At 71.8% G+C, this 17,224-nt stretch carries 9 protein-coding genes and 3 pseudogenes; 10 read left to right on the plus strand and 2 right to left on the minus strand.

The window, feature by feature from the left end; all coding sequences use genetic code 11:
- Positions 1-794: 794 nt before the first annotated feature.
- The 3 genes and pseudogenes from AC067N_RS05170 to AC067N_RS05180 all read left to right on the plus strand — a co-directional run bounded on the left by AC067N_RS05170 (position 795) and on the right by AC067N_RS05180 (position 2,201).
- A complete protein-coding gene (locus tag AC067N_RS05170; RefSeq protein ID WP_478677511.1) occupies positions 795-1,367 on the plus strand; it encodes a hypothetical protein in 573 nt (190 codons plus the stop codon).
- 22 nt (positions 1,368-1,389) lie between these two features.
- Positions 1,390-1,537, plus strand: a pseudogene (locus AC067N_RS05175) (RNase A-like domain-containing protein); the annotation flags it as partial.
- 12 nt (positions 1,538-1,549) lie between these two features.
- Positions 1,550-2,201: pseudogene (locus AC067N_RS05180) on the plus strand (contact-dependent growth inhibition system immunity protein).
- Between the two features lie 30 nt (positions 2,202-2,231).
- Here the strand turns inward: AC067N_RS05180 and AC067N_RS05185 are convergent.
- Positions 2,232-2,695: pseudogene (locus AC067N_RS05185) on the minus strand (AAA family ATPase); the annotation flags it as partial.
- 255 nt (positions 2,696-2,950) lie between these two features.
- Here AC067N_RS05185 and AC067N_RS05190 point away from each other — a divergent pair.
- Both AC067N_RS05190 and fusA read left to right on the plus strand, forming a co-directional pair.
- Positions 2,951-4,972: a glycosyl hydrolase gene (locus AC067N_RS05190; RefSeq protein ID WP_478677512.1), complete on the plus strand. Its 2,022-nt coding sequence runs from the start codon at positions 2,951-2,953 to the stop codon at positions 4,970-4,972.
- A gap of 390 nt (positions 4,973-5,362) precedes the next feature.
- Entirely contained in the window at positions 5,363-7,444 is a 2,082-nt protein-coding gene (gene fusA, locus AC067N_RS05195; RefSeq protein WP_478677513.1) for an elongation factor G, read from the plus strand.
- An 83-nt stretch (positions 7,445-7,527) separates the two neighbouring features.
- Here fusA and AC067N_RS05200 read toward each other — a convergent pair whose 3' ends face one another.
- A complete protein-coding gene (locus AC067N_RS05200; protein WP_478677514.1) occupies positions 7,528-8,886 on the minus strand; it encodes a glycoside hydrolase family 43 protein in 1,359 nt (452 codons plus the stop codon).
- Between the two features lie 377 nt (positions 8,887-9,263).
- On the opposite strand from AC067N_RS05200, the gene AC067N_RS05205 reads away from it, so the two are divergent.
- From AC067N_RS05205 to AC067N_RS05225, 5 genes are all read left to right on the plus strand, one after another.
- Positions 9,264-10,187: a hypothetical protein gene (locus AC067N_RS05205; RefSeq protein WP_478677515.1), complete on the plus strand. Its 924-nt coding sequence runs from the start codon at positions 9,264-9,266 to the stop codon at positions 10,185-10,187.
- Positions 10,188-10,258: 71 nt separating this feature from the next.
- Positions 10,259-10,711: a peptidase inhibitor family I36 protein gene (locus AC067N_RS05210; protein ID WP_478677516.1), complete on the plus strand. Its 453-nt coding sequence runs from the start codon at positions 10,259-10,261 to the stop codon at positions 10,709-10,711.
- 98 nt (positions 10,712-10,809) lie between these two features.
- Positions 10,810-11,256: a hypothetical protein gene (locus AC067N_RS05215; RefSeq protein WP_478677517.1), complete on the plus strand. Its 447-nt coding sequence runs from the start codon at positions 10,810-10,812 to the stop codon at positions 11,254-11,256.
- Between the two features lie 159 nt (positions 11,257-11,415).
- Positions 11,416-15,312 (plus strand): nSTAND1 domain-containing NTPase, encoded by a 3,897-nt coding sequence (locus tag AC067N_RS05220; protein ID WP_478677518.1) that lies wholly within the window; start codon positions 11,416-11,418, stop codon positions 15,310-15,312.
- Positions 15,313-15,577: 265 nt separating this feature from the next.
- Positions 15,578-16,456: a C40 family peptidase gene (locus AC067N_RS05225; RefSeq protein ID WP_478677519.1), complete on the plus strand. Its 879-nt coding sequence runs from the start codon at positions 15,578-15,580 to the stop codon at positions 16,454-16,456.
- Positions 16,457-17,224: the final 768 nt, after the last annotated feature.

A 17,224-nucleotide genomic window follows, 5' to 3' on the forward strand; every position in this document is an offset into this window, starting at 1 on the left:
ACGGAGTAATGGCGCAGCAGCACTCCCCGCCAACCGGCCGTCTCAGGAATCTCCGTCAACACGGGATCCGTTGTCGCATCGCCACCGAAAGCCACCGCGGAGCGCAGCGTCTCCTGACACCCGTTGCCCTCATGACCGTGGAGATCGATCGCCCGGCCGAGGATACGGAGGGTCGCACGCCGAGTGCGGTCGGGCGCCTCCCAGTCCCCCCGCGACTGGGTCCCTCCACCGCGAGTTGCGGTCAGCACGTCCGTCAGCCATTCCCGCTCGGCCGGACACGGGACCCCAAGAGCCGCCTGCCGCGCTGTCTCCAGGTCGGCGGAGGACACGACGTCCCGCGCCGCGAGTGACAGTAGAGGGGCGAAGGGATCTTTGACCGCAGGAGGGCACGGGCACCGGCCGGGTTTGAGCACTCCGTCCCGGACCCGCCACGGTGCCGAGCACCGTTGCGGGTCCGCCGTACTGGTCCCAAAAGCCCCAGCGGCGGGGTGAGTACGACTGGCCCAGCTGCTCCTCGTCGGCGGCTCGCGCGAGTTCCAGTCCCTCTGCGCAGAAACCCCGCGCCCGATCGACCCCGTGGGCAAGCCACGCCGGATCTGTCTCCGTGTGGTGCAGGAGCGCCGCCAGGAGGACCTCGCTGCGGCGGACCGCCCGGCGGCACGCAGTGATGTCCCATACGTTTCGTTCTGCGTGCGCCGCGATCGCCGCGTACAGGCAGCCGCACCCCGCCGTTCACCGTCATGACCTCGATGCCCTCCAAGGCCTGATGCCCCGCACAGAAAGGTCAGCGCCCCATGTCCGTCGACCGGATTGCCTGGGAAGCCGCAGTACGCCACCTCTTCGAGGACGCGTTCCCGTACGACGCCACGGGTCCACGACGCCACGAGGACTGGACCCTCGACGTTCTCGCGCTGATGGCCCGGGCCGTACCGGACCCCCGGGGCTGGACCGGTCTCGACGACACGGCGCAGGCCCCGGAGCGCGAGACGTACCCCACGTATCCGTTCGCCGTCCGCCCTCCGGAGTACATCGCGGCACGTCTCCATGAGATCGACCGGGCCAGCGCCGAGAACCTGCTGCTGGCCCTCACGGACGACTGCTGCACCCTGTCCAACCTGAAGCGCTTCACGGAGAGTGAGGAGGAACTGCGGGCGATGGCACGCACGATCCTCGCCCGGTACGGAGACGAGGCCACCTACCACACCAACGTCAACAAGCCAGGCCATGTCCGTGGCACGCTCGACTTCACGTCATCGGGTTGGGCTTACAGCCCGCTGGCGCTCACCGACGACTACTCGGAGGACTGCGGCCTGATCGTCGTCTCCGACACCGAGGTGGGCATGTTCTGGAACTTCTCCGACTACTGATCCGTACAAGCGCAGCTCCTGACAGCCCGTGGGGCGCGTCCAGCTGGAGGTCGACCTGCTGGCCGGGCCGGGGGCCCGTCGACGTCCGCGCGGCGCGCGTGGTGCTGAGCCGCGAGCCGTCGAGCCCGCACGGCTTCGTCGTCCGCACGACCGTCCCGGTCTACGTGTAGGGGCTGCCGCGCATGTCCATGAAGCCCCTCGAACACGACCGCCGGTACGGCGAGCTGGAGCAGGTGATGCGCGCCTACCTGGGGCAGCCGGTCGACGACACCCCGGAGCGGCGCAGCCGGGCGCTGGACGCCCACCTCCGTCTGGCACTCGCGCCCCTGGGCCGTCGCGGAGGCGGAGCGCCAGCTACGCGAGTACAGCCGCAACCCGCCGGGTCGCTTCCGGCAGAGGCTGGGCGAGTTCTACCCGATGCCGGACACCGGGAGGGCGGAGTCCGAGATCGGTGAATGGTTGATGGTGCTGGCCGATCACCTGAAGAAGAGCGTCGAGGAAGGCGACGTCCCAGGACCGTCGTCCCCGCAGACGCACCGGGAGTGGCACGCGCGCTTCCCGGAGACCGCACAATTCCTCGGGGGCTGGTTCTCGCAGGACATCGTCGACGAGTTCCCCGACCATGACGAGGCCGTCGCCGACTACGCCGCCACCACCGACCCCCACCTGGTAGCACGCCTCGTGGGCGAACTCCACGAACTGCTCGCCCTCCCCCTGGACGAAGGGGACTACGCCCTGGCAGCCGCCGAACTGGGCATGGAGGTCGGCCGACCCGAACTCTTCTCCTACGGCGCCTGGTTCCAGGCGGTGGCGGCGACACTGTCTGGCGGCTGATCCGGGAGCACCGTGCGCGGGAGATTGTGCGCCTCCGGTGAGGTCGCCGCCCAGCACCCCGGAGAACCACAGGTCGGCCGAGCGGCTGTTCACCGGGCTCCTCGACGATCTCCTTCACCTCGTCGACGGTGAGGGCCGGGTTGATCGACGTCCCGTCGTCGTCGCGGTCGCACACCACGAACTCCTCCGGCCGCAGCCGGTTGACGAGCGCCGGGGAGTGGGTGGCCACGATGAACTGCGTCCACTCGGCGGCTTCGCGCAGCCGCTGCACCACGAGTTCCAGGGCTTGCGGGTGCAGCCCGTGGCCGATCTCCTCGATGCGGGTGAACGCCGGTGGGCTGGGGTCGTACAGCAGGGCGAGCAGGCCCGAGGAGGCGGACCGTCCCGTAGGAGGCGTCGGCGAGCGGGGTCAGGAGGCGCAGGCCGCGCTCGCGCAGCACGAAGGTCAATTGGTCGGTCGACCCGCCGACCTCCTCGAACTCGATGTTCTCCAGTGCGGTGCTACGCGCGCAAGGGTCTCGACCGGACGGTGCATTCAAGGGGCCCTTCTCGCGTTGCGGGACGCGTCCGTGCCGGCGGGTGGTCTCACCACGCGGAGCGGCTGCCCTGATCCCCACGGACGGAGCCGGGCTCTTTCTTTTCTCTTCAACTTCTAGTCGAATAGCGGCACTTGAGTCACACGCGTGTCATACGTTGCGGACGTCCCCGACCAGGACGCCCCCTGTCCGCAGCCGACCGAGGAGACATGCATGCCCAGCTCCCCCCTGAGCCGTCGCGCGTTCGTGCTGCTCGGTGCCGCTGTCGCCGCCGCTGCCGGAGCCCGGACCTCGGTGGCCGTCGCCGCGCCCACCCGCACGCCGACGCCCGTGCGGATCGTCGACGACAGGGCGACCCCCGCCACCCGCGCGCTCTACGCCTACCTGAAGCGGCAGCAGGGCAACGGCATCCTCTTCGGGCACCAGCACGACCTCACCTACGGCTTCACGTTCACCACCCCCGACGGCAAGTCGTCCGACACCAGGGCGGCGGTGGGCGACTACCCCGCGGTCTTCGGCTGGGACACCCTCGTCCTCGACGGCGACGAACGCCCCGGCGTCGAGGGCGCCTCCCACGCCGAGAACATCGCCGCGCTCAGCCGGTGCATCCGGCAGGGGGACGCACGCGGCGGGATCAACACCCTCAGCGCCCACCTGCCGAACTTCGTCACCGGCGGGGACTTCTACGACACCACGGGCCGCGTGGTCCGGCAGATCCTGCCCGGCGGCGCGAAGCACGCGGCCTTCAACGCCTTCCTCGACCGCATCGCGAAAGCGGTCAAGGGCGCGCGACGGCCGGACGGCACGGCGATCCCGGTGATCTTCCGCCCCTTCCACGAGAACAACGGCGGCTGGTTCTGGTGGGGCGCCGGCCACACCACCTCGGGCGAGTTCATCGAGCTGTTCCGCTACACCGTCGAGTACCTGCGCGACACCAGGGGCGTCCACAACCTGCTCTACGCCTACTCGCCCAACGCCAGTCTCGGCGGCGACCCGGCCGGCTACCTGAAGACCTACCCGGGCGACCGCTTCGTCGACATCCTCGGCTACGACTCCTACGACGAAGCCGCCGGGCCGACGCCCTGGCTGGACGGTCTGGTGAGGGACCTGGCGATGGTCGTCCGGCTGGCCACCGAGCGCGGCAAGGTGCCTGCCTTCACCGAGTTCGGCGAGAGCGGCACCGAGGTCCGCGACCCGCAGTGGTTCACCCACCTGCTGCAGGCCCTCAAGGCCGACCCGCTGGCCCGCCAGGTGACGTACATGGCCACCTGGGCCAACTTCGGCGGCACCAGGCGCGCCTACGTGCCGTACCCCGGCCACGCCCTGCTGCCGGACTTCGCCGCCTTCCACCGGGACGCACACACCCGGTTCGCCGCCGACCTGCGAGGGGTGTTCTCGGCGCGCACCACCGCCGTCAGGAACGGCCCGGTCATGCATCTGGTGACCCCCACGGACCGACAGCGCGTGACGGGCCCGAGGACCACCGTCCGCGTGCGGGTCACGCCCGCGCGGGCGAGCCGGGTCACCTACAGCGTGAACGGCGGACGCCCCAGAGCACTGCGTCTCGACGCCGACGGCTTCTACTCGGCCGACTGGTCGACAGGCCCCGCCCTGAGGAAGAACGGCTCGGCGACCCTCACCGTGCGCGCACGGGTGGACGGCCGGACGCTCACCGACTCGGCGGTGGTCCTCCTCGGCGAGCCCGCACCGCTGCCCGCCGGCTGGATCGACGACTTCGAGGGGTACGCAGGGGACGACATCGCCCTGAACGAGGCGTACACCCACCTCAACTCCCACACCCTCACCCTGTCGCCCGAGCACAAGTCGTCGGGCTCCTACGGGCTGGCCTACGCGTACGACTTCTCCGGCGCGGAGTTCACCGGCATCGGCAAGCCGCTCGCCGTGGACTGGTCCGCGTTCACGTCCCTGGCGATGTGGCTGCGGGGCGACGGTTCGGAGAACGGCGGGGCGCTGGAGATCGTCGCCGACGGCATCCAGTTCCAGTACCGGTTTCCGCTGACCGACACCGGCGGGCAGGAGATCACGGTGCCTTTCGGCGAGTTCCAGCCCGCGCCCTGGGACACGGCACACCCCGGAGCCGTGCTCGACGCGGCCCGCCTGGCCAAGGTCACGGCGTTCACCCTGTACCTCGGCCGGGGCGGCGGCACGGTGACCAAGGGCGTGGTGTACGTGGACGACATCAGGGCCGTCGCGGAGCCGCGGAAAATACGGTGACCCGGCCCCGTCGCCGTCCCTAGACTCGCCACACATCGCGCGCCGCACGAGATCGCGGCGCGCGGTCCGCACGCATGACGCATGGCGCATGACGTGTGTCCTGTGGCGCATGACGTGAGGAACGACGAGAGAGGGGAGCCCGGCCGTGTGTGACCGCACCGCTGTCGTCGTCCCCTCCTCCCTGTACGAGGTGATCCTCGTGTCCTCGTCCGTCCGGTGCCCGCTGCGCGGCCGGTACCGGATGCCCGTGACGCGGGCCTGACGTCGAACCCACGCGCCGAGAGGCGAGGACGGCCCTGTCCTCGCCCCGTCCTCGGCATGCCCTCGTCGTACCCGCCCCGCACGGGAATCGCGCTGCCCTGACACAGCTCAGCTGAAAGGCCACGGGCCATGCGCACCGTCGACACCACCACCCTGACCGCCGTCCGCAACCTGGGCATCCTTGCCCACGTCGACGCCGGGAAGACCACCGTCACCGAGCGGATCCTCTATGTCACCGGCACCACGCACAAGCGGGGCGAGGTCCACGACGGGACGACCGTCACCGACTTCGATCCGCAGGAACGGGACCGCGGCATCACGATCTTCTCCGCTGCCGTCAGCTGCGCCTGGGACGGCCACCGGATCAATCTGATCGACACACCGGGCCACGTCGACTTCGCCGATGAGGTGGAGCGCTCGCTCCGGGTGCTCGACGGCGCGATCGCCGTGTTCGACGCGGTCGCGGGCGTGGAGCCGCAGAGCGAGTCGGTGTGGCGGCAGGCCGACCGGCACGGCGTACCGAGGGTCGCCTTCGTCAACAAGCTGGACCGCGCCGGGGCCGACCTCGACAGCGCGGTCGACTCCATCCGGCGGCGGCTGCACCCCGCGCCGCTGGTCGTGCAGCTGCCCATCGGGACGGAGGACGGTTTCACCGGCGTCGTGGACCTCCTCCGCATGCGGGCGCTGACCTGGGCCGACGGCAGCGACGACGTACAGGAAGGGTCCGTGCCCGAAGCCCTGCGCGACGAGGCGGAGCGCCGCCGGCGACAACTGGAGGAAGCCGTGGCGGAACTGCACGCCGGCGCCCTCGACGAGTTCTGCGCGCAGTCCACGCTCTCCGCGCCGACGCTCGCCACGGCACTGCGCGACCTGACCGCGAGCGGTGAGGGCGTGGTCGTCCTGTGCGGCTCCGCCTACCGCAACCGCGGCATCGAACCGCTGCTCGACGCGGCCGTGGCCTATCTGCCCTCACCGGTGGACGTGCCGCCCGTACGCGGTACGCACGACGGTACGGAGCAGGAGCGGACCGCCGACCCGGAGGCACCCCTCGCCGCGCTGGCGTTCAAGGTCAGCGCGACGGCCACCGGGCGGCTGACGTATCTGCGGCTGTACTCGGGGACGATCAGGAAGGGAGACACCGTGCTGGACGCGGGCACCCGGCGCACCGAGCGGATCGGACGAATCCTTCGGGTGCGGGCCGACCGGCATGCCGAGCTGGACGGGGCATCGGCCGGGGACATCGTCGCCGTGATCGGCCTCAAGGCCGCACGCGCGGGGACGACCCTGTGCGCACCGGCGGCTCCGCTGCTCCTCGAACCGCCGTCCGTCGCCGACCCGGTGGTGTCGGTGGCCGTGGAGGCCCGCAGGAGCACGGACATCGACCGGCTGGCGTCGGCGCTGGCACGGCTCGCGGAGGAGGACCCCTCGCTGGTGGTGCGGACCGATTCCGAGACCGGACAGACCGTGCTGTCCGGTATGGGGGAACTGCATCTGGAGGTGGCGGTGGAGAAGATCCGGCAGACGTCCGGCGTGGAGGTCACGGTCGGCCGGCCACGGGTCGCCTATCGCGAGACGGTCGTCCGAGGTGTGTCCGGCCTGGTCTTCCGGCATGTCAAACAGGACGGGGGCGCCGGGCAGTTCGCCCATGTCGTCCTCGATGTCGCCCCCCTGGAGGCGGCGGACGACGACAATGCGGACGGCGCGACCGGCTTCGCCTTCCGTTCGACCGTCGTCGGCGGACGCGTGCCGCAGGAGTTCGTGCGCGCGGTGGAGGCCGGGTGCCGGGACGCCCTCGCGGAGGGGCCCCTCGCCGGTCACCCGGTGACCGGGCTGAGCGTCACCCTGACCGACGGGGCGACCCACTCCAAGGACTCCTCGGAGATGGCGTTCCGCACGGCCGGGCGGCTCGCGCTGCGCGAGGCGCTGCGCGGCAGTGCCATGGCGCTGCTGGAGCCGGTCGCCGAGGTCACCGTGACCGTGCCCGCGGACGCGGTGGGCGGGGTGCTCGGGGATCTCGCGGCGCGGCGCGGGCGGGTGTCCGACTCGGTGGCCCGGGCGGGGTCGGTGGTCGTCAGCGCGACCGTGCCGCTGGCCGAGCTGTTCGGGTACGCGACGCGGCTGCGCAGTCGTACGCAGGGGAGGGGGACGTTCACGACGCGGCCCGCCGGGTACGCGGTGGCACCTGCCGCCGCGGTGGTGAGTGAGCGTTAGGGGGCTGCCCCGCGATTCCCTGACGCTTGTCGCGCGGTTCCCCGCGCCCCCTGACAGGGGGCGCGGGGAACGCTGTGTGCGCGTCAGGCCCAGGGGGTCACTGCCGTGAAGGAGCTGTCGGCCCGGAAGGTGTCCGTGGCCTGGTAGGTGTCCACGCGGAGTTCGTAGTTGTAGTGGCGGAGGTAGCGGCCGGGATAGTTGTACGACTCCAGGCTGACGGAGCCGGACGCGCTGCCCGGGCGGGCGCAGTACGTGGCGTCCTTGTTGAAGACGGCCGTGCCGTTGCTCGCGTCGAAACGGACCCGGAAGTCCCAGTGGCGGAGATAGCGGCCGGAGGAGTCGCGGAAGGAGTAGCAGTTGGCGTCCGCGAGGCCGGGCACGATCGTGAGGGTGGCGCTCTGCTTGACGGCGGTGGTGCTGGAGGAGGTCACCGGGTCGATGTAGCCGAGGCTGTCGGAGCGGACCGCGGCATAGCGGCCCGGGTAGTTGACGGACTGCAAGGACCGGGTGGTGTTGGCCGGCAGGGTCGCGCCGCCGGACACCGTCTCCTTCAGGACGGTCAGATGGCGGACGAAGCCGCTGAGGCCCGGCAGCTCGGTCCGCGGGGTCCAGGTGGCGAAGTTGTCGTAGCTGTCGCTGTACCAGTACTTGCCGTCGCGGTAGGCGTCGAAGAAGATGCGCCAGCCTCCGTTGTCGAGCGGGACCAGGGCCGGGCCCTCGTTCCAGGATCCCCAGCCCGCCCAGTCTCCGGTCTTCCGGATGGTGTAGGGGCCGGTGAGGCTGGAGGCGGTGGCGTACTCGAGGTACTTGGTGGTCTCGTTCTTGATGATCGCGTGGTAGGTGGAGCCGACCTTGACGACGAAGGTGTCGATGTAGTTCGGCGCGATGCCGGCCAGCTGGGTGGGCGCGGACCAGGTGGTCAGCGCGGAGTTGGTCGCCGTGATCTTGTAGGGCGTGAAGTGGGTGGCCGTGCTCGCCGTCGTCAGGGACACGATGATGCTGACGCTGCCGTCGGTGTCGATGAACCACTCGGGTGCCCAGGTGCGGGTCAGCCCGCTGATCGGGATCGTGTAGTTGTACAGGAACGTCCAGTTCACCCGGTCGGTGCTCCGGGCGAAACCGATCGTGTTGCCGGTCCAGTTGGTGGTGTAGGTGATGTAGTAGAAGCCGTCCGTGTGCCTGAAGACGCTGGGGTCACGGATCAGCCCGGAGGGTGGGGTGTAGGCCGGGCCCTTGCGGAGGGTGAAGCCGGTCGCGTCCGGTGAGTCGTAGACGTACATGTTCGACTCGCTGGAGTTGGTGAACGCGGTCATCGTGTACCGCGTCGCCTGCCCCGCCGGTGGATGAGCGGCTCCGGCCGGTCCGGCGAAGGCGGTGGTGAGGCCCAGCAGGGCGGCCACCGAGGTCAGCAGGGCGAGGACCGCCCTGAGGGTTCTGTTCAACGCTCGTCCCATTTCTGCGTGAACTGCCCTGAGGCGTCGGGATGTTGTTCGAAATGTCGCACCTCGTGCGGAACTTCGGTCAGAAGATAAGAGGGAGGTATGTGCACGTCAATGACTTGCGCAGGAGTTTCTGCGAGGCGTCATTCCGCTTTGCGCCCGCGGTGACTCCGCTGCGCCTCCCGCTCACCCCCGCGGGTGACCCCGGCGTTGCCTCCGGCCCCGCGTTTCCCCAGCTCACCCCGTGTTTCCTGACCACCCTCCCGGCGGGCAACAGGAAACCCGTCGACCGCCTGTGGGCAAGGGGGCAAGTCTGGATCCGTCAGCACGCAGCGAGACGGACCAGCGAGGCCGAGGGGGACCCGATGAGACGCACGCTCATGTCTCTGTGGGCAGTCGTGACGGTCGTGGCGACCGCCGCGACCGGATGCACGGCGGACGCCGAGGCGGACAGGCCGGGCTCGGCCACCACGGCCGCCCGCCAGGCCCGGCCCCAACCGCTGACCTGGCGGCAGGAGCTGCGCGTCGGCGACGCCCAGCAGCGCCTGATGAAGCAGTGCATGAACCGCAAGGGCTTCGACTACTGGGAGGACCGCACCCTGACCCTGAGTGAGAGCCGCCCGGTGCGCTTCGTCCAGGACGACGTGGAGTGGGCCCGAGTACACGGGTACGGAGGCCGGATCGACGCGAAGAGCCGGCGCGTTCACGAACGCAACCCCATCGGTACCTACCGCGAGGGCCTCTCCGCGTCCCGGCGTGCCGCCTTCGACACCGCGCTCGACGGGGGCGACGACGCACGCATCCTCACCGCACCAGTGCCGGGGCTCAAGGGCGAGGTCCGCAAGAGGACCGGCGGCTGCACGGAGGAGGCCGAACGCAAGCTGTTCGGCGATCCGGCCGAATGGTTCCGCACCGGCAAGGTCGCGAAGGGCCTCAGTGGGCTCTACGGCGAGGACCTGATGAAGGATCGCCGGCTCACCGCGGCGATCGCGGCCTGGTCCCGGTGCATGAAGAAGGCCGGGCACCCCTACAAGGACTCCCAGGCGGCCCGCGAAGCCGTCCGGGTCAACACCGTCCGCCTGGGCGAGGCCCGCGCCGACGAGGCGTTCGCCGACGAGCGGAGGACCGCCGTCGCGGACGCGACCTGCGCCCGCCGGACGTCCCTGCGGTCCGTGGCCTGGGCCCGGGAGACGTACTACGAAGACCGCCTGCGCGACCGGTACGGCAAGGACATCGACACCTACCGACGTCTCGCTCAGCAGGCCCACGACCGGGCGGTGCGCATCGTCCCGGAGCGGGACTGACCATCTCCGCTCCGGACACGGGCACCGCTCTGCACCACCCACGCACACCAAGCGAAACGAGGGGAAACACCATGCGCAAGTTCACCGTCGCGGCAGCGCTCGTCGGACTCACCGCCCTGGGCGTCGTCGTACCCGCGACTGCCTCCCAGGCGGCCGACAACGCCGTCGCCGGCCCCGGCTGCGACAGCAAGTGGGGTCCGCGCAACGGCAACATGTACGCCTGGCAGGACCTGGACTGCTCGGGTCCCCTGCTGATCACAGCCGCCGGAAACAGCTCCAACTGGGGCACGGCCGCCAACGACAAGGCCACCTCCGTCATGAACCGCGGCTTCGTCGGCGGCCTCGACCACGTCGCCTTCTACGAGCACGACCAGCACCGCGGCGGCCACGCCTGCCTGGCCCCGAACGAGCTCTACGCCGACAACCTGACCGACGACCGGTTCAACAACGGCGTCATCGTGAACGACCAGATCACCTCGCACCGCTGGGTCAACGGGAGCGCCTGCGGCGCCTTCGTGAAGTAGTCCTCCCGATCGGCGGGTGCGGCCCGGGACCGACCGACCCGGGCCGCACCGGCCGCCTTCGGAGGACACATCACTCATCGACACGGGGAGGGAACGGCATGATGCGCAAGCTGACGGTCACAGCGGCGGTCCTCGGGCTCGCCGCGCTCGGACTCGCCGCGCCCACCGCCGCCGCGCAGGCGGCGCAGGGTGCCGCCTCGAACTGCGAGGGCGTACGGCCTCCGTCCGGCACCGCCGTCCTGGCCTGGGACGGCCCGAACTGCACCGGAGAACCTCTGCCCATCCCCTCGGGGGGCGGGGACTGGGGCGCCGCCGGTGACAGGGCCTCTTCCGTGATGTACCGCAACCCCTTCGTCGGCGGCCACGACCACGTCGCCTTCTACGAGAACGCGACCTTCTCCGGCGGACACGCCTGTCTCTCGCCGGGCGAACTGTACGCCGCCGACCTGACCCACAACCGCTTCGGCAATGGCGCCGTCGTCGACAACAACATCAGTGCGCACCGGTGGGTGAACAGGACTGCCTGCGCGGCCTTCCTCCGCTGATGTCGCAGGTCTGAGGGAGAATTACATCCGGAACCGTCTGCCCGCGGTTCCGGATGTTCGTGTTTTCGCCACTCCGAGTGAAAGACTTGGCCGCCCCCCTGGACCCGGCAGTAACCTGGGCACTCGCCGTCTCACGGCCGCACTGCCTTGGGGGACACCTTGGGGGACCCGCAGCACGGACAGGACTCAGACCCTCATCACGGACGGGACCGGGACGCGCTGACCACGCTGTCCTTCCCGGCACAACTGAGACGGCTGAGACGGGAACGCGGACTGTCGCTCACCGACCTGGCCCGACAGACCCACTACAGCAAGGGCTACCTCAGCAAGATCGAGACCGGCACCAAGCGCGCCACCGTCGACGTGGCCCGGCTGTGCGACCAAGTACTCGGCGCCGAGGGGGAGTTGCTGAGGCTGGTGCAGCAGGCGCCGCCCCGTGGGGACGACCCCGGCACCGGCACCGACACCGGGGGGCGGCAGTCCGACGAGACCTGTCCCTACCGCGGCCTGGCGGCGTTCACCCCCCGGGACGCGGAGATGTTCTTCGGCCGGGACCGCGCGACGGCCGCGCTGGTGGAGCGGATCTTCGAACGGATCGACACCGGACCGCTGATGCTCGTCGCACCGTCCGGCGCGGGCAAGTCGTCGCTGCTCAACGCCGGTCTCGTACCGGCGCTTCGACGCGGCGACCTCCCCATGCCGGGCGCCGACCGCTGGCCGGTGGTGCTGCTCACCCCCACCTCGCGCCCCCTGGACGAACTGCTGGAGCGCTTCGCGAAGGCGCTGGGCAGCGACCTCGGCATCACCGCCGACGAGGTGCGGGACAACCCGGGCGCCCTGCTCGGCGCCGTACGGGCCCGCTCGGACCACTCGCCGCGGGCCGAGGGGACACGGCGCCCCCCGCCACCCCGACCGGTGTTGATCGTCGACCAGTTCGAAGAGCTCTTCACCCTCTGCGCGGACGAGGACGAACGCCGCTCCTACGTCCGCGTGCTGTGCGCCCTCGCGACCTCCCGGCCCGCCGAACAGTCGCACCCCGCGGCCGTCGTGGTGCTCGGCGTGCGCGCCGACTTCACCGGCCGCTGTCTGGACCTGCCCGAACTGGGCCGGGTCTTCACCGACGGGCTGTTCGTCCTGTCCCCGATGACCGTCGCGGAACTGCGGGAGTCCATCACGCGCCCCGCGGAACTCGCCGGCGTCACCCTCGAACCCGGCCTGGTCCCCCTGCTGCTGCGGGACGCGGGACTCCGCGACGAGCCGGACACCGGCCCCGGGGCCTCGGCGATCGGCTCCGACGAGACACCCTCCGGCGCCCTCCCCCTGGTCTCCCACGCGCTGCTCGCCACCTGGCAGCGGCGCCGCGACTCCGCGCTGACCGTCGACGGGTACGAGCGGGCCGGCGGCATCCAGGGGGCGGTCGCCCGCACCGCCGAGAACGTGTTCGCCCGGCTGTATCCCGCCGAGCAGAAGACGATCCGCCGCATCCTGTCCCGGCTGGTCCTCGTCATGGACGGAGCCGGGGCGACCCGCCGCCGGATGAGCCGGGACGCGCTGATGGCGCAGCTCGGCGACGCGGACGGGGCCGCCGCCGCGCTCGACGCCTTCGTCCGCGCCCGCCTCATCACCCTGGACAGCGACACCGTCGAGATCACCCACGAGGCACTGCTGCACGCCTGGCCCCGGCTCCGCGACTGGATCCACGCCGACCGGGCCGGCCTCCTCCTCCACCAGCAACTCGCCCACGCCGCCGGCGAATGGGAACGTGAGAACCGCGACCCGTCCGCCCTCTACCGGGGCACCCGCCTCGACACCGTACGGACGTGGGCCGACGAGTCGGACGGCTGGAGCAGGCTCGGGCCCGACGAGCGGGCGTTCCTGAGGGCCAGTCAGGCAGAGGAGGACGGCCGCCGCAGGCAGGCCCGGCGACAGGTACGGCTGCGGCAGTCCATGCTCGCCACGCTCGCCGTACTGCTGGGCCTCGCCGTCACGGCCGGAGGACTCGCGTACCAGCAGCGCGAGGGCGCCCTCGGCCAGGAGCGCGTCGCCCGTTCCCAGGCCCTCGCCGAGCGGTCGGCGTCCCTCGCGGGGGGCCGGCCGGAGGCGTCGATGCTCCTCGCGGAGGAGGCCTACCGGACCGCGACCACCGCCGAGGCCCGCGGCGCCCTGCTCAGCACCCAGTCGCAGCCCTTCACCGCCCGGCTCGACGGCCACCGCGGACCCGTCAACGCCGTGGCCTTCGCCCCCGACGACCGTACTCTCGCCACGGCCAGCTCCGACGGCACGGTGGCCCTGCGCAGCACGGCCGGCGGCCACCGGACCCTCGCCCGGTTCACCGTGCCCGGCCGGGTGCGCGCGGTCGCCTTCAGCCCCGACGGCCGCACGGTCGCGGTGACGTCGGCCGACGGACCGGTGACCCTGTGGAGCACCACCGGCCACCGCAGGACCGGCGTGCTCTCCGACGCCACGAAGGGCGCGCGGTCGATCGCCTTCGACCCCCGCGGGGGCAGGCTCGCCGTAGCGGCCGTCGACGGCACCGTCCGGCTGTGGGACACCGGGTCCCGGCCCCGGCCCGTCGCCACCCTCCCCGGACACAAGGGCACCCTCAACGCGCTGGCCTACGCCCCCGACGGGCGGATGCTCGTCTCCGCCGGCACCGACCGCGCCGTCCGGCTCTGGGACACCGACCGGGACCGCTTCCTCAACGTCCTCAAGGGGCACACCGACGACGTGCTGGGCGTCGCCTTCTCCCCGGACGGGAGCACCGTGGCCTCCGCCGGCGTCGACCGGACCGTACGGCTGTGGGACGTGCGCGACCGGCGGTCGACCGCCACGTTCACCGGGAGCAGCGACGACATCAACGCGGTCGTCTTCACCCCGGACGGGATGACGGTCGTCGGCGCCGTCGGGGACGGGACGACCCGGCTGTGGGACGTGCGCAGCGGCCGCCAGACCTCGGTGCTCGCCGGACACACCGACTACGTCCTCGGGGTGGCCGTGACCTCCGACGGTGCCCTGCTGGCCACGGCCGGCTTCGACCAGTCCGTCGTCCTGTGGGACCTGGCCGGGCCGGTCCTGACGTCCCGTCCGTTCACGGAGGTCTGGCAGACCGTGTACAGCCCCGACGGGAGACTGCTGGCCACCGCCGACGCCGACCACGCCGTACGGCTGTGGGACGCGCGGACGCACACCCTCCTGGCGGCGCTGGAGGGTCACGCCGAGACCGTCTTCTCGGTGGCCTTCTCACCCGACGGGCGGACCCTCGCGTCGGCGGGTTCCGACGGCACGGTACGCCTGTGGGACGTCGCGGAGCACTCGGCGCTGAAGAAGCTGACCGGGCACAGCGGACAGGTCTTCGCAGTCGCCTTCTCGCCCGACGGGCGCACCCTTGCGTCGGCGGGCTCCGACCACACCGTGCGCCTGTGGGACGTGGCCCGGCGCAGGCAGCTGACCGTGCTCGGCGGCCACAAGGACTTCGTCAACGATGTCGCGTTCAGCCCCGACGGCCGCACCCTCGCCGGCGCGGGCGACGATCTGACCGTACGACTGTGGGACGTCGCCTCGCACCGCGAACTGGGCACGCTGACCGGGCACTCGGGCGCGGTCCGCGGTGTGGCCTTCAGCCCGGACGGCCGCACCCTCGCCAGCAGCGGCAACGACGGCACCGTACGCCTGTGGGACGTCCGGCACCGCCGCATCGAGACCGCGCTCACCGGCCACTCGGGCGCGGTCCGCGGTGTGGCCTTCAGCCCGGACGGCCGCACCCTCGCCAGCAGCGGCAACGACCGCACGGTACGCCTCTGGGACGTCGCCCGACGGCAGCCGTGGGCGACGCTCACCGGCCACACCAACGCGGTCTGGGGCGTCGACTTCGCCCCCGACGGGCGGACCGTGGCCAGCAGCAGCACCGACGGGACCGTACGGCTGTGGGATCTCGACCCGGACGCACGGCTGACGGACATCTGCCGGCTGCGCGCGGGGATCGGCCCCGAGGAGCGGGCCACGCTGCTGCCGGGGGTGCCCGTCGCGACGGACCCGGGGGCCTGCGGAAGCCGTTGACGGACCCGCCGGGACGATCCGCCGCCGGTCGGCAACCGCCCTGCTCGGACGGGGTTTCCCGGATGTTTCCCGTTGCCCGATGGGATGGGGCGACACCCGGATCTCGACGCGCGGGGCCCAGGACGAGCAGGCTGCTGCCGACCACCACTTCGGGCACGTTCGCCACGGGTCGGCGCCTCGCGCCACCGAGCGCCCGCGACCGGCCCGGCTTCGTGCACGCGTTCACACCAGTTCATCGAGACCAACAGGAAACGGGGGTTCCGGCATGGTGAGCCGGACCAATCTCATCCGCACACTGATCGCACTCATGGCCCTGCTGCTGTGCGCGCCGCTGTCCACGGCCTCCGCGGCACCGGCCGCCCCGGCCGCCGACTGCGGCGTCCTCGCCCCGGGCGCCTCGCCCGCCGCGCAGCGGGCGATCGCCGCGGCCTGCGCCGAGGTCGCCGCGGGCACCTGGTACACGTGGGGCGGCGGCCACGGCGCCCAGCCCGGCCCGACGTACGGGCAGGTGGACCCCACCGACCCGGCCAGCGAACACGACCCCGAGCGGCGCGGCTTCGACTGCTCCGGCCTCGTCCGGTACGCGTACGCCCAGGCCGCCGGCTCCGACATCCTCAACGGCGTGGCCAGCCAGCAGTACTACACCCACCGCGCCGCCGCCCGCTTCACCGCCGCCCAGGGCCTCGCCCCGCTGCTGCCGGGCGACCTCCTGGCCTACGGCACGGACTCGGGCAACATCCACCACATCGCCATCTACCTCGGCGCCGGCAAGATGGTCGAGGCCCGGCAGTCCGGCACCAAGCTGATGGTGAGCGACGTCCGGACGAGCGGCTACTACGGCGCCGTCCGCGTCAACACCGGCGAGGTCACCGGCCACATCCACCGGACCTGGGGCACCGACGTCTGGACCAAGAAGCTGCCCCGCCTGGACGCCGCCCGCGTCTACCCGTTCCCCGGCCCCACCACCATCCGCGTGAAGTGCCAGAAGCACGCCCAGCTGGTGAATGCCGAGGGCTACGAGAACGACGCCTGGTCCTATCTCCCGGACTACGACGCCTGGGTGACCAACATCTACATCCAGGGCCCGGCATGGCTCCCCGGGGTGCCCGACTGCAAGGACGTGCCCGCGCCCCCCGGCCCGTGACCCACCGCGCCGGTGGCCGTCGGGGGGCGGCCACCGGCGCGAGCCGTGCCCGGACGGCGGGCCCGAGGGCACCCGGCCAGGCCCGGTCCGGTGGGACTCGCGCACACACCGGCCAGGCCCACCGGGCACGGCACCGCTGCGCCCCCCACCACCCGGGGGCGCAGTGTGCCGTTCATGCCGACCGACCGGACCCAGGATGCAGGGCGCCGCCCGGTACCCGCCGTGGCCGGCGCGCCGACCTCGGCGGGCCGGGCCGACGACGAGCTCGAACCCGCCCGGCGATGCGACTTCGTGCGGGTGGGAACGGCGAGCCCGAGGTCAGTCTCGACTACCAGGTGAACGTGTGGGACCGGTACAACTGGGACCCCGGCAAGAAGCCCCCATCGGACCGACCGACGTGACCGACGCCGACATGGCCCGGCTGCACACCACGGGTCTGGGCAGAGAGTTCGGCATGCGAGGCAGCGGATCGGTGCAACACCATGACCTGCGTTCCAGCGGCAGTCTTCCGGCCCCGAGGCCCCGGGGCGAGTCGGGACGCGCACCGATCCGGGACGTAACGGGGACGCCCGATGACGCGGACACCCCACCGATCTCGGCGCGTCATCCTTGCCGTCGGCGCTGTGGCCGCCCTCTGCCTGGCCGCCCTCTGCCTGGCCGGTCCGACCCTCGCCGCCTCTACTTCGAGAAGCTGGAGGAGACCTCTCCCCGCTGAAGCCGGGCCCCGTGGCCCGGTCGCGGGGCGAGCGAACCGGGTCACGGGAGTCC

This window comes from Streptomyces sp. NPDC042364, assembly GCF_056437585.1.

Bases quoted from the DNA above. Each gene is read 5' to 3' on its own strand.
- AC067N_RS05170 (WP_478677511.1), top strand. From the start codon at position 795: ATGTCCGTCGACCGGATTGCCTGGGAAGCCGCAGTACGCCACCTCTTC.
- AC067N_RS05190 (WP_478677512.1), top strand. From the start codon at position 2,951: ATGCCCAGCTCCCCCCTGAGCCGTCGCGCGTTCGTGCTGCTCGGTGCC.
- fusA (WP_478677513.1), top strand. From the start codon at position 5,363: ATGCGCACCGTCGACACCACCACCCTGACCGCCGTCCGCAACCTGGGC.
- AC067N_RS05205 (WP_478677515.1), top strand. From the start codon at position 9,264: ATGTCTCTGTGGGCAGTCGTGACGGTCGTGGCGACCGCCGCGACCGGA.
- AC067N_RS05210 (WP_478677516.1), top strand. From the start codon at position 10,259: ATGCGCAAGTTCACCGTCGCGGCAGCGCTCGTCGGACTCACCGCCCTG.
- AC067N_RS05215 (WP_478677517.1), top strand. From the start codon at position 10,810: ATGATGCGCAAGCTGACGGTCACAGCGGCGGTCCTCGGGCTCGCCGCG.
- AC067N_RS05225 (WP_478677519.1), top strand. From the start codon at position 15,578: ATGGTGAGCCGGACCAATCTCATCCGCACACTGATCGCACTCATGGCC.